Source organism: Carnobacterium divergens, from assembly GCF_900258435.1.
GTDB lineage: Bacteria > Bacillota > Bacilli > Lactobacillales > Carnobacteriaceae > Carnobacterium > Carnobacterium divergens_A.
Genome location: NZ_LT992558.1, coordinates 1,675,437 through 1,688,150 on the forward strand (window position 1 = coordinate 1,675,437; position 12,714 = coordinate 1,688,150).

Sequence of the window (12,714 nt, forward strand, 5' to 3'; positions counted from 1 at the left end):
AAAAAAGACCTTATTTTCTAGAAATTAAGTAGAAAATAAGGTCTTTTTGATTAGTTTGTTTGTAAATAAGAAACAGCTTTTTCATATTGTGTGTCATTTTGTTTCATTCGTTCTCGTAAGGCTTCAATTAATGCGGTAGAGGTTTTATCTGTCACAATGCCATCAACAGGCAAATTATGGGCAGTTTGAAAGGCCTTAACCGCTTCGGTTGTTCCTGTTCCAAAGTATCCATTTGCGTCATTAGAAGTAAAATCTAGCGCATTTAAAACGCTTTGTAAGTTCTTCACTTCATCTGACACATCATTTTGTTGATAGGTTTTCTTTGGATCAATTAGCAATAATTTTGTATACGCTGGTAGATCAACGGCAATTGTTGGTTCAATTCCTTTTTTATTGATCCATTGTCCTGAAGGCGTTAACCATTTGGCAATTGTCATTTTCAATTCACTCTTATCATCAAACGTTGCTACAGTTTGAACAGTGCCTTTACCAAATGTTTTTGTTCCAATGATAGTGGTGTTTGCAGATTCTTTTAAAGCACCTGCTAAAATTTCAGAAGCACTGGCGCTTCCTTCATCTACTAACAATGTGATAGGCTCTGTTACTTTAAAGTCACCTAACGTTGCATCAGCTTTCATAATATCGGCTTTTTTATCTCGTTCTTTTGTTTGCATTAAGACTTTGCCATCTTCTACAAACATGTTAGAAATTTTTAATGCTTGATCTAATAGCCCACCTGGATTTCCACGAACATCTAGGATAAAGGATTTTGCACCTTTTTCACGTAAATCTTTGACTGCTTTTTCAACTTCAGAAGCAGTTGGTTGTGAAAAATTCGTAATTTGGATATATCCAATTGTTGGATCTGTTTCATCCAGACGACTTTTTACTGTTTCAACTGGAATCGTATCACGTTTTAACGTTACATCAAAGGTAGTGGTTCCTCTTTGGATTTTCAAGACAACATCGGTCCCTTTTTCGCCACGAATATACGAAACTGCTTTATTTAAAGTCAGACCAGCCATGTCATGATCGTCTACTTTTAAAATAACATCATTTGGCAAAAGTCCTGCTTTTTCAGCTGGCGAACCCGCAATTGGAGAAACAATGGTGATGGCGTCATTTTGATTCATTACTTCCGCACCAATTCCTTCAAAAGAAGCTGAAATCGTGCTGTCTAAATCCGTTGCCTCTGCAACATCTAGGTATTGCGTATAAGGATCCCCTGTCGCATTTACCATGCCAGATAAGGCTCCTTCTAATAATTTAGTACTATCAACTTTTTTATAAAATTGAGTTGATAATTTTGAATAGACTTCTTGTAATTTGTTGAAATTTTGATCGACTTTAGCTGTGTTAGAAGAATCAACGGCTACTTGATTTTGATTTTTTGAAGTCAGCAGATAGGTTCCGCCAATAGCGAATACCGCGACCGCGATCAGTGATGCGATATACACACTTAAAGTAACGTTCTTTTTAGTTTTCTTAGATTTTAAATCATCCGGTTCTTGATTCAAAGGAACACCTCCACTATTCTATTATTTTTGTCTAAGAGCTGTTTCCAATGCTACGATCATCATGTCACTAAATGTACGTTCACGCTCGTCTGAAGAAGTTTCTTCACCTGTGAAAATATGGTCACTAATTGTTAGAATCGCTAACGCTTTGCGGTTGTATTTTGCTGCTAAAGTATATAACCCTGCTGCTTCCATTTCAACAGCCAAAATGCCGTAATCCGCTAATTTTACTTTATCAAGTTCAGCGTTATAGAAGCGATCGGCTGATAAAATATTCCCTACTTTAACCGATAGACCTTTTTGCGTACTAATATCATAAGCTGTTTTTAAAAGATCAAAATTAGCCAAGGGTGCAAAATCTACTTTCCCATCAAATGCTTGACGGTTAATAAAAGAATCCGTTGTTGCCCCTTGTCCTAAAACGATATCTCGTACTTTAACGTCTGCTTGCATTCCACCAGCCGTGCCTACACGGATTAGATTTTGAACATTGTAACTATTCATTAGCTCATCCGCATAAATCATCATCGACGGAATGCCCATCCCCGTACCTTGAACAGAAATACGTTCGCCTTTGTATAAGCCTGTGTAACCAAACATATTTCTAATGCGGTTGTATTGCTCTACATCTGTTAAAAAAGTTTCTGCAATGTATTTTGCACGTAATGGATCCCCTGGTAATAACACTGTTTCTGCAATTTGTCCTTGTGACGCTTCAATATGAATACTCATTTTTTTATTTCCTCCCTAATTTGAACTGCTTAATGTTTGATTTCGTTCAAGATATCGCTCCCACGCGTGGTCAAAAATACTCATTGAACTTAAATAGTCCCCATAAAACTCTAAATAATCACTTACTTCTTGATAATTTTCTGATTGTTTTGGAAAGCTGACATCCAGGTAAACATCATTTGCAAACTTTGTGACTTCGTCATTTTTATGAGGATCTCGTTCGGTCATTAAAAAGTGAAAGAAAGACTGCCTCATTTTAATTCAGCTCCTTTGATTGATAACGTTTGCGTTCTTCTTGTTCTGCCTGATAACGCTCTGGATTTTTTTGATAAAAACCTTGATGTTCTTCTTCTGCAGGATAAAAAGGCATCGCCAATTGAATTTGCGTTACAATCGGCTTTGAATAGACTTTACTTTTGATTAATTGTTGCTTTGAAGCCTCGGCTATTTTCCGTTGGGACTCATCCTTAACAAAAATAACAGGTCGGTAATTATCTCCACGATCTTGAAATTGTCCCATTGCATCTGTAGGATCGGTTTGATTCCAATAAATAGCCACTAACTCTTCATAACTAATAAGGGATGTATCAAACGTAATTTCAACTGCTTCGGTATGCCCAGTTGTTTTTGTTAAAACTTCCTCATAGGTAGGATTTTCAACATGTCCACCGGTATACCCCGAAATGACTTTTTCAATTCCTTTCATCTGATCAAAAGGCGCTACCATGCACCAAAAGCAGCCCCCAGCAAAAATCGCTGTTTCCTTCATGTAACAATCCCCCTTATTTCTTAACAAGCTCTTCTAATGGCAAATAGACACTAAAACGAATGTCGTCATTTTTTAAATCGAATTTTTTAGCTTTTATTTTCAAGCCATTTTCTAACTTATACTCATCCAAGTTTAAAACAATTAATTGTTTTTTACTATCGATTTGTACCCATTTAGGTAAGTTGTATTGTTTAGCAATTAAATTCATCACATAACCAATAGGTAAATTCAATTTCCCGATGCTTATATTTGTCGCTTTTAACTGAACGTTGCCATTTTCCATTACAAAAGGATCTAAATAGAGGTAAAAATGAACATCGTGATTAAAGAGTTTAAAGGTGCCAATGACTTCAGCTTGTTCATTGAATACTAACTGATATTGGATATCTCCTTTTTTTATAAAACGATCAATTCCATGTGCGACAATTTCATTAACCTCTTTTTTATGAGTACTTACTTCAAAAGAAACATCTTCCGTTTTCTGTGCTTTTTTTTGTTCAGCTACCGTATTAACAGGCACAAAAATCTTCGTACCACCCCAAATACCAAATCCTAATAATACAGCTACTAAAATTAAAAATGACCATTTCCATGGATTATTAGGACGCTTGAATTGCTTTCTTTGTTTGGTTTCTTCTACCATTTTCTCACTGCTTTCTCTAGTTACTTCTTACGGGAGCCACTCTGCTTTTGTTGCTTGCATTTTTTCGTAAAGTGCTTTTGCCATCCGATCATAGCCTTCATCATTAGGATGGAAACTGTCTTCTTCAAATAATAAATCATTTACTATTTCAGGAGTTTGATCAGAATTTTTGGATGCTTTTTCTTCTTTTTTAGTTGTTTCCACTTGATTTCCTTTAGAGAGCAAGTCGTTTATTGGAATGAAATGAGCTTTATTTTGTTCATCAACAACAGAAGTAGTTGCCTCATTCCATGAATCTACTACTGCTTGCATTTCAGGAACATCTGAAAAATACAAATAAAACGGATTGTAAATGCCATAAACATAAATTGGTGCATGTTTGTTTAGATTTCGTATTTCTGAAAAAATCGTTTTTACTCGTTCTTTATATTCAGCTTCTGGCTTTGTAAAACTATCTTCTGTTACTTTTAGTAGTTGAGATTTAATCACTTTCATTAAATCATTGCCACCAAAAGTCAAAACGATGACATCTGCTTCTTTCAGAGAATCTTGGATGTCCGTTTTCGTTTGAATTCGTTTTAGAATTTGAGTGCTGGTATTGCCTGAAATTCCATAGTTAGCCGTTGTAATATCGTTGATTTTTTTATCTTTTGCGTATAAGTCCGCTATTCGTGAAACGTATCCCCCAGTCGCAGTCCCGTCACCAATGCCTTCTGTTAAAGAATCGCCTACTGCAACAATGGAGATGTCCTTTTTGGGTACTTTCTTTGTGATCTTTGTTACTGCCTTTTGAGTTGCTGTCTCATTGCCACTAAAAAAATTTAATACTTGAAACACAACAAATGTGGCTATTGCCAAAAAAAGAACTATTCCTACTAGTGATTTTAACTGTTTCATTGATTTTTTCCTTTCTTAATTTAAAAAGAACAGTTCTACTTATAGTAGAATCTGTCCATAAATAATTATGCAGAATACTTACTAATCGGTATAGTACATGACTGCAAAAGCACCTTTACCAGCATGTGTTGAGATAATTGGGCTGGTTAATCTAACCCGCATTGGTACGTCAGGTAATGCTGCTTGAAATTGATTTTTAATTTCTTCGCAAGCCTCTTCATCGTCTGCATATGAAAAAGATACTTCACGAATATTAGGTGTTTCTTTTAATTTCTCTTGTAATTCAACAAGCCATTTATTAACTGGTTTCATTCCGCGTCCACGAACACGTAATTCTAATTGTCCTTTTACTTGCTCCATCATCACTTTTACATTTAAAAAGCTTGACAACGCTCCTGCCAGGCGACCAATTCTACCACCTTTTACAAGATTTTCTAATGTCACAACACAAATATATAATTTAGTATTGGCTCTCACTTCGTCAATTCGTTTTAAAATAGCTTCTTTATCGGCGTTCGCTAACGACATTCTGGCTGCTTCAATTACTTGGAAAGACAAGCCGCGATCCGTAAAATCACTATCGATAACCGTAACTTCTGTTGTCGATAATTGCGCTGCTTGACGAGCGGTATTAACGGTTCCACTAAGATTTTCTGTCATGTGAATAGAAATAACTTCACTGCCATCTTTTCCTAACTCATCATACAATTCAACAAACTGCCCAATTGGCGGTTGACTTGTTTTTGGTAAGGCTTTGGCTTGTTGCATTTTTTCCATAAATTCTTCTTTTTGCAATGTGACTCCGTCAACATATACAACGTCATCAATCATCACTGTTAAAGGCAAAACATGAATTGCTAATTCTTTAATTTCATCTGGTCCTAACTCAGCGGATGAATCTGTTACAATTTTAAATTTCTTCATTTTTTATTAATCCCACTCTTTCTTCTGCAAAAATAGATAGGTTCATGTTATAATGATTAAAACAAATAAGTGACTCACTTAAAAGTGACCTAGCGCTATTTTATTCTTATTAAAATAGTATAACAGATTCTCATATTTTCGTACACTAGAGAAACGTGAGATTTTTTAAAGTTTTAACTTATCGGGGGGATTTAATTGAAGGAAACAACAAACACAACACAACATTTTTCTAAAAGTTACTTAATTGTCAACGAAGTTTTCAATGCGATTACTCATGGGATCGGCGTTGGTTTAAGCATTGCTGGTTTAGTTTTATTATTAATCAAAGGAACCCAAAATGGTTCAGCACTAGAAGTTGTCTCTTACGCAATTTACGGCACAACCTTGATTTTACTTTACCTTGCTTCCACTCTTTTTCATAGCCTAATGTTCACAAAAGCAAAAAAGATTTTTCAAATTTTTGATCATAGCAGTATTTACCTTTTAATTGCTGGAACCTACACTCCTTACTGTTTGGTTACTGTTGGCGGTCCACTAGGTTGGTCATTGTTCGGTGTGATTTGGTTGATGGCTATTCTAGGGGTGGTTTACAAATGCATCTGGCTAGGAAAATATCAAAATGCATCAACGGTCATTTATATTATTATGGGATGGTTGTGTTTGATCGCAATGAAACCTTTGTATAGTGGTCTAGGCCCAATCGGTTTTTGGTTATTAGTAGCTGGTGGCGTTTCATTTACCGTTGGCGCTCTAATTTACAGCATGCGCTCCGTTCGCTTTATGCATGTTTTATGGCATCTGTTCGTGATGCTCGGCACAGGATTTATGTATTTTTCAATTCTGTTGTATGCTTAAAAAAATAAAATCAATAAGAAAACGGCAACTTCAATAATTTGAAGTTGCCGTTTTCTTATTTTCTAACGTATGTTTCAAACACATGAGGATAACGATTTTTTTCATCTAAAATTCCTGGAGTTGCTTCTGTAATTTTCCATTCTTGCCAATTTAAAGGTGGAAATTGAGTATCTCCTTTAAATTCCCCTTTAATAATTGTGCGATACAACACATCAGCGTCATCCAAAAAGTCTTTAAATACTCCTGTACCGCCAGTGATAAACGTATCTTTTTCATAGGATTTAGCAAAATCCAGTACTTCTTGGCGACTGTGCATCACAGTCACACCAGCTGCTTCATAAGTCGGATCTGTAGTTAAAATAATGTTTATGCGATTTGGTAAGGGGCGTTTCCCCATACCTTCAAAGGTTTTTCTTCCCATCACAACGGCATTATGAATTGTTTTTTCCTTAAAAAACTTTAAATCATTCGGCAAACGCCACGGTAACGTGCCTTGATACCCAATTGTACCATTTTCATCTTGAGCCCATAAATACGCAATCATGAGTTTTCCCCTCTTTTCTATCGATTAAACTGCAATTGGTGCTTTGATTGCTGGATGTGGATTGTACTCTTCAATTTGAATATCTGCTACATCAAATTCAAAAATACTTGTTTTTTCTTGATTTAATTTTAACGTCGGAAATTCGCGAATACTTCGAGTCAATTGTTCAGTCATTTGATTCATATGATTCGAATACAAATGAGCGTCTCCGATTGTATGCACAAAATCCCCTACTTCTAAACCTACTTCATGCGCAATCAAATGAGTCAACAACGCATAACTTGCAATATTAAAAGGAACGCCTAAAAAGATATCGCCACTTCGTTGATACAATTGACAACTTAATTTTCCGTCTGCTACATAAAATTGAAACATCGAATGACATGGAGGCAATGCCATTGATGGAACGTCTTCTGGATTCCAAGCGGAAACAATCAAACGTCTTGAATCAGGCGTTTCTTTGATCATTTGAATCACATCTTTTAATTGATCAATGGTTTCTCCTTGAGTTGTTTTCCAATGACGCCACTGAGAACCGTAAATATTTCCTAGTTCACCATATGTTTTGGCAAAGCCATCATCTGTTAAAACGCGTTCGCAGAATTTTTTTAATTCTACTTGGTAGATTTCATTAAAATCGGCATCTGTAACTGCACGACGACCAAAATTTGTCATATCTGGACCAGAATAATCTGCACTTTTTACAAAGCGTTCAAATGCCCACTCATCCCAAATATGATTATTATGCTCTAATAGATACCGAATATTGGTATCGCCTTTAATAAACCATAACAATTCACTTTTAATTAATCCAAAAGGAACTCTCTTAGTTGTAAGCAATGGAAACCCTTTTGACAAATCAAAACGCATTTGATGGCCAAAGATGCTCTTTGTTCCAGTTCCAGTACGATCTGTTTTGACATTTCCTGTTTCCAATACTTTTTTTCCTAATGCTAAATACTCTTTTTCCACATGAACGCCTCCAGTTAATCGATCTTTCTTTTTTATGCAAATTGACTTAAAAACTCCCAACGGGCCATTTTCACTTCAAGTTCTTCCTCTAATTGAGTAACGTTTTCTTGTAATTCTTGTAGTTTTGTAAAATCGCTGCTTGATTTTACCATCGCTTCTTTTAAAGTTTCAATCTCTTTTTCTATTTTAGCGATATCGTCTTCAATCGTGTCCCATTCTTTTTGTTCTACAAAGGTTAATTTCTTTTTATCTTTTGTTTCATTTTCTGTTGAATCAACTTGATTGTTATTTTTTATTGGCATATCCGTTTCCACTTTACCTGTTCGATCTTCTTTTAAAAATTCAGTGATACTGCCGTAATAAGGCGTCACTTGCCCGTTGCCTTCAAACATTAGTAGTTTATTCGTTGATTTATCTAAAAAGTAACGATCGTGAGAAACAGAAATCACAGCACCAGGGAAGGTTTCAATATAATCTTCCAAGACTGTTAATGTTGCAATATCCAAATCATTTGTTGGTTCATCTAATAATAACACATTTGGGCGCTCCATCAATAATTTCAATAGATACAAACGACGTTTTTCGCCACCTGATAATTTTCCAATTAACGCACCGTGCATGTGACGTTCAAACAAGAATTGCTCCAACAGCTCCGTCACACTTACTCGCTCTCCATTAGTAGTTTCAATTTCTTCTCCTACTTCTTGGAGATACTGAACAAGACGTTTGTTAGGATCCATGTCTTCTGTCATTTGAGTATAATAAGCAATTTTAACCGTTTCGCCAACTACTAATTTCCCACTATCCAGCACCATTCTGCCTGCCAACACATTTAATAACGTTGATTTCCCCGCACCATTTAGTCCACTGATTCCAATTCGATCTTTGGTTTGCACTAATAAATTAAAGTTATTTAAAATAACATGATTTTCAAGAGTTAACCCCGCATCTACTAATTCAAAAACACGTTTTCCTAAACGACTGCCATCCATTACAATCTCAACAGATCCGTCTGTTTTAGTTTGATTTAAATTGCCTTCTAAGTCATGGAAGCGATCAATCCGGGCTTGTTGCTTAGTTGTTCGAGCTTTTGCTCCAGCGCGCATCCAATCTAGTTCTTTTAAATAAAGTTGTTTTCTCTTTTGGTCTTGTTTTTCCATTTCAAGCATTCGCTCTGCTCGCTCTTTAACGTACACTTCATAGTTTCCTGTATACGTAGTTATTTTTCCGTGGGCTAATTCAATCATACGATTGACAACACGATCTAGAAAATAACGATCATGGGTCACAAGAAGCAACGAGCCTCTGTAATTACTTAAATACTTCTCCAACCATGTAATTGTTTCAAAATCAAGATGGTTGGTTGGTTCATCTAAAATCAACAAATCTGGTGCTTGGATCAATACTTGAGCTAATCCAACACGTTTCTTTTGTCCCCCAGAAAGTGTGGCTACTTTTTGTTCTAAATCATGGATACCCAACTGATTTAAAATTGTTTTAGCGTTTGTATCTGCTGTCCAAGCATCTTCTCGGTTCATTTCTTGTTCCGCATTTGAATAGGCTCTTTGGTAGGCTTCATTCATTGAATCTAGCATTAGATTTTCTAATGCGATTTCATAATGACGTAGTGCCTTTAAAATTGGCGTATCGCCTTCGAAAACTGCATCAAACACTGATTGTTCTGAGTTTAGTTGTGTTTGTTGTTCCAAATAACCGATTCGATAGTCTTTTGGCATTTGAATTTCGCCTGATTCACTGCCATCGCGTCCTGTTAACACTCGTATTAAACTTGATTTTCCAGTTCCATTCGTTCCAATCAAGCCGACTCGGTCTCCTTCTTTTATAGTAAAGGAAATATCATCAAAGAGAACTTTTTCTCCATAAGTTTTCGTTAAGCCAATTACTTTTAAATCTTTCATCTCTATTCGCCACTTCCTTTATTCATTTCCAAAATTCAGTCTTTCTCATTCTAACATGGATCTTCATCGGTAAATAGTCTAAATCTGATTGATGAAGATTTCCTCAATGAATCAGCCTTTTAAATGTGGTTAAATCTTCCATTATTAGCGACTGCAACTGGCGGTTATAAAAAATGGCAGCAGGATGAAACGTTGAAAAGACTCGATAGTTTTTTTCTGTCCATATAAACTGGTTTGAATTTAGCGATTGTAATTTTTGAATGGGTCCCGTATAGAGCTGGCCATGAAGCTCTGTAATCGTCCCTACATTCCCAAGGATTCTTTTTAATCCGATATTCCCCATAGTCAAAATAATCGGCGGATTTACAGTTTGAATTTCTGCATCTAACAATGGGGCGTGCGCAATGATTTCTTTTTTTGTTGGAGGTCGATTGTATTTTTTAGTTCGTTTTTCTCCTGTTTTCACACTCACTTTTTGTTTAATTGTATAAGGTCTACTTCGCACGGTACTCGTTATATAAACATCTTCTCTTGAAACTTCTAACCTATCAAAAAATTTCATTAATTCTTTCCCTGCACGCCCACTAAACGGAATTAAATTTCCAATTTCAGTTTCACCAGGTGCTTCACCAATCAACATAAACAATGGATGTAAGGATCCTTGCCCTGGTACAAAACCTTCAACTGGTAAATGCTTAACACGCTCTTTTCCTAATATTATCAGCTCTTTCGTTAATGCTGTTTCCATTTTTTCACTCCTGACCTAAAAAAGATATGAGACACAGTTACGTCCCATACCTCTTTTTTAGAATAAACCCGAAACTTTTCCATCTGCATCAACATCCATATTTAATGCCGCTGGGCTTTTAGGTAAGCCTGGCATCGTCATCACATCTCCTGTTAACGCAACGATAAAGCCCGCTCCTAGTTTAGGTACAAATTCTCGAATCGTCACATCAAAATCAGTTGGTCTACCTAAAAGAGAAGGATCATCTGATAATGAATATTGTGTTTTCGCCATACAAACAGGTAATTTTTCCCATCCATAAGTTTTAAATGTTTTTAGTTGAGTTAAGGCTTTTTTAGAAAATAGCACTCTACGTCCACCATAAATTTGTTGAACAATTTTGGTGACTTTTTCTTCGATTGACGTTTCTTCTGCGTTGTACAATGGTTGGAACCCTTTTGAACCTGATTCAATCGCCATTAAAACAGCGTTTGCTAGCTCTACACCACCTTTTGACCCCTTTTCCCAGACAGCTGTCAACGCTGCCTCAACGCCTAATTCACGGCATAACCCCTTAACTAATTGCGTTTCATTTTTTGTATCCGTACTGAATTCATTAATTGCTACAACTACAGGCAAACCATAAGACTGCATATTCTCAATATGCTTTTGTAAATTACTAAACCCTGCTTTTACAGCTGCAACATTTTCAGTAGCTAATTGATCCTTAGAAATACCACCATGCATCTTTAGTGCGCGAATTGTTGCGACAACAACAATTGCATCTGGTGCTTTTTCAAGTTGCGGAACTTTAATATCTAAAAACTTCTCAGCACCTAAATCCGCACCAAATCCTGCTTCAGTAACCGTGTAATCGGCTAATTTCATAGCTGTTTGTGTGGCTAATACGCTGTTGCAACCATGAGCAATATTGGCAAAAGGACCGCCATGAACCAGAGCCGGCGTGTGTTCAATTGATTGTACGAGATTTGGTTTTAACGCATCTTTTAATAACAACGTTAACGCGCCTTCTACTTTTAAATCCGCAACCGTCACAGGGTGTTTTTGAAAGGTGTAGCCTATTACAATTCGAGCTAAGCGTTTTTTTAAATCGGTTAAACTTGTTGCTAAACATAAAATGGCCATAATTTCACTTGCAACCGTAATATCAAATCCATCTTCTCTTGGAACGCCTTGCATTGGGCCACCTAAACCAATCGTCACATGACGCAACGCGCGATCATTTAAATCAACAACGCGTTTCCATATCACTCTTCTTGAATCGATTTGTAAGAGATTTCCTTGAAATAAATGATTATCAATAAAAGCTGATAACGCATTATTTGCTGTTGTAATAGCGTGCATATCCCCTGTAAAATGCAAGTTAATATCTTCCATTGGAATCACTTGAGCATATCCACCACCACAAGCCCCTCCTTTTACGCCCATTGTAGGCCCTAGGGACGGCTCACGTAAAGCAATCATTGTTTTCTTCCCTAAAGATGAAAGTGCATCTGCTAATCCAATCGTTACAGTTGATTTTCCTTCACCAGCTGGAGTTGGGTTGATTGCTGTTACCAAGATTAACTTACCATTTTTTTGACGAGCAAGACGTTTCATTGTGTTAAAGTCTATTTTTGCTTTATATTTACCGTATAGTTCTAAGTCATCCGAATCTAATTTTACTTTTTCTGAAATTTCTTGAATTGGTTTTAGTTTAGCTGCTTGCGCAATTTCAATGTCTGTTAATGTCAATTTATGAGTTCCTCCCTATTATATCCGAACATTAAACCGATTAATGTTCAATTCGTTCTTATCTTACTTTAATTATACAACAATTGTGACCGAAAAAGAAACTTAATTTTTATTAGTTGATGTTATTTTAGCTATTTATATTTGACGGATTCATAGAATATTTCTATAATAGGAATAAGCCATGAATTAAATTTTGGTGACGTTGGATTCTAAACTAGAGGGGGACGTTACATATGGAAACTGGGACTGTAAAATGGTTTAGTAATGACAAAGGATACGGATTTATTGAATACAATGATGGGGAAGATATTTTCGTACACTTCACTGGAATTGAAGGCGATGGATTTAAAACATTAACTGAAGGACAAACAGTCGTCTTTACGATTGTTGAAGGAACTAGAGGTCCTCAAGCTACTAAAGTAACGATTGAATAAAAAAACGATACCCTTTATCAGGTATC

Annotated in this window: 14 protein-coding genes; 2 read left to right on the plus strand and 12 right to left on the minus strand. The window is 36.1% G+C overall.

The window, feature by feature from the left end:
- Nucleotides 1-50 precede the first annotated feature (50 nt).
- From CDIMF43_RS08430 to CDIMF43_RS08460, 7 genes are all read right to left on the minus strand, one after another.
- Complete coding sequence (locus tag CDIMF43_RS08430) at nt 51-1,517, minus strand: S41 family peptidase (RefSeq protein WP_109841748.1); 1,467 nt, start codon at nt 1,515-1,517, stop codon at nt 51-53.
- Nucleotides 1,518-1,538: 21 nt separating this feature from the next.
- Complete coding sequence (gene deoD, locus CDIMF43_RS08435; protein ID WP_109841749.1) at nt 1,539-2,249, minus strand: purine-nucleoside phosphorylase; 711 nt, start codon at nt 2,247-2,249, stop codon at nt 1,539-1,541.
- Between the two features lie 15 nt (nt 2,250-2,264).
- Complete coding sequence (locus CDIMF43_RS08440; protein ID WP_074402712.1) at nt 2,265-2,504, minus strand: YozE family protein; 240 nt, start codon at nt 2,502-2,504, stop codon at nt 2,265-2,267.
- Nucleotide 2,505: 1 nt separating this feature from the next.
- On the minus strand, nt 2,506-3,018 hold the full coding sequence (gene msrA / locus CDIMF43_RS08445; protein WP_109841750.1) for a peptide-methionine (S)-S-oxide reductase MsrA: 513 nt from the start codon (nt 3,016-3,018) through the stop codon (nt 2,506-2,508).
- A gap of 13 nt (nt 3,019-3,031) precedes the next feature.
- A complete protein-coding gene (locus tag CDIMF43_RS08450) occupies nt 3,032-3,661 on the minus strand; it encodes a YpmS family protein (RefSeq protein WP_074402710.1) in 630 nt (209 codons plus the stop codon).
- Between the two features lie 27 nt (nt 3,662-3,688).
- Nucleotides 3,689-4,558, minus strand: a complete 870-nt coding sequence (locus tag CDIMF43_RS08455; protein ID WP_109841751.1) for an SGNH/GDSL hydrolase family protein — start codon at nt 4,556-4,558, stop codon at nt 3,689-3,691.
- An 81-nt stretch (nt 4,559-4,639) separates the two neighbouring features.
- On the minus strand, nt 4,640-5,482 hold the full coding sequence (locus tag CDIMF43_RS08460) for a DegV family protein (protein WP_109841752.1): 843 nt from the start codon (nt 5,480-5,482) through the stop codon (nt 4,640-4,642).
- A 195-nt stretch (nt 5,483-5,677) separates the two neighbouring features.
- Here CDIMF43_RS08460 and trhA point away from each other — a divergent pair, with 195 nt between their 5' ends.
- The gene (gene trhA, locus CDIMF43_RS08465; protein ID WP_109841753.1) at nt 5,678-6,337 is read left to right on the plus strand and encodes a PAQR family membrane homeostasis protein TrhA; all 660 of its coding nucleotides are present in this window, start codon (nt 5,678-5,680) and stop codon (nt 6,335-6,337) included.
- Nucleotides 6,338-6,392: 55 nt separating this feature from the next.
- Here trhA and CDIMF43_RS08470 read toward each other — a convergent pair whose 3' ends face one another.
- From CDIMF43_RS08470 to CDIMF43_RS08490, 5 genes are all read right to left on the minus strand, one after another.
- Complete coding sequence (locus tag CDIMF43_RS08470) at nt 6,393-6,881, minus strand: dihydrofolate reductase (protein WP_074402707.1); 489 nt, start codon at nt 6,879-6,881, stop codon at nt 6,393-6,395.
- Between the two features lie 24 nt (nt 6,882-6,905).
- Complete coding sequence (locus tag CDIMF43_RS08475; RefSeq protein ID WP_109841754.1) at nt 6,906-7,853, minus strand: thymidylate synthase; 948 nt, start codon at nt 7,851-7,853, stop codon at nt 6,906-6,908.
- Nucleotides 7,854-7,885: 32 nt separating this feature from the next.
- Nucleotides 7,886-9,772 (minus strand): ABC-F family ATP-binding cassette domain-containing protein, encoded by a 1,887-nt coding sequence (locus tag CDIMF43_RS08480; protein WP_109841755.1) that lies wholly within the window; start codon nt 9,770-9,772, stop codon nt 7,886-7,888.
- Nucleotides 9,773-9,875: 103 nt separating this feature from the next.
- Nucleotides 9,876-10,520: a uracil-DNA glycosylase gene (locus tag CDIMF43_RS08485; RefSeq protein WP_109841756.1), complete on the minus strand. Its 645-nt coding sequence runs from the start codon at nt 10,518-10,520 to the stop codon at nt 9,876-9,878.
- Between the two features lie 57 nt (nt 10,521-10,577).
- The gene (locus tag CDIMF43_RS08490) at nt 10,578-12,254 is read right to left on the minus strand and encodes a formate--tetrahydrofolate ligase (RefSeq protein ID WP_109841757.1); all 1,677 of its coding nucleotides are present in this window, start codon (nt 12,252-12,254) and stop codon (nt 10,578-10,580) included.
- Nucleotides 12,255-12,487: 233 nt separating this feature from the next.
- Here CDIMF43_RS08490 and CDIMF43_RS08495 point away from each other — a divergent pair, with 233 nt between their 5' ends.
- A complete protein-coding gene (locus tag CDIMF43_RS08495) occupies nt 12,488-12,688 on the plus strand; it encodes a cold-shock protein (protein WP_074402702.1) in 201 nt (66 codons plus the stop codon).
- Nucleotides 12,689-12,714: the final 26 nt, after the last annotated feature.

Bases quoted from the DNA above. Each gene is read 5' to 3' on its own strand.
- CDIMF43_RS08440 (WP_074402712.1), bottom strand. From the start codon at position 2,504: ATGAGGCAGTCTTTCTTTCACTTTTTAATGACCGAACGAGATCCTCAT.
- CDIMF43_RS08455 (WP_109841751.1), bottom strand. From the start codon at position 4,558: ATGAAACAGTTAAAATCACTAGTAGGAATAGTTCTTTTTTTGGCAATA.
- CDIMF43_RS08480 (WP_109841755.1), bottom strand. From the start codon at position 9,772: ATGAAAGATTTAAAAGTAATTGGCTTAACGAAAACTTATGGAGAAAAA.
- CDIMF43_RS08460 (WP_109841752.1), bottom strand. From the start codon at position 5,482: ATGAAGAAATTTAAAATTGTAACAGATTCATCCGCTGAGTTAGGACCA.
- CDIMF43_RS08450 (WP_074402710.1), bottom strand. From the start codon at position 3,661: ATGGTAGAAGAAACCAAACAAAGAAAGCAATTCAAGCGTCCTAATAAT.
- deoD (WP_109841749.1), bottom strand. From the start codon at position 2,249: ATGAGTATTCATATTGAAGCGTCACAAGGACAAATTGCAGAAACAGTG.
- CDIMF43_RS08470 (WP_074402707.1), bottom strand. From the start codon at position 6,881: ATGATTGCGTATTTATGGGCTCAAGATGAAAATGGTACAATTGGGTAT.
- msrA (WP_109841750.1), bottom strand. From the start codon at position 3,018: ATGAAGGAAACAGCGATTTTTGCTGGGGGCTGCTTTTGGTGCATGGTA.
- CDIMF43_RS08485 (WP_109841756.1), bottom strand. From the start codon at position 10,520: ATGGAAACAGCATTAACGAAAGAGCTGATAATATTAGGAAAAGAGCGT.
- CDIMF43_RS08495 (WP_074402702.1), top strand. From the start codon at position 12,488: ATGGAAACTGGGACTGTAAAATGGTTTAGTAATGACAAAGGATACGGA.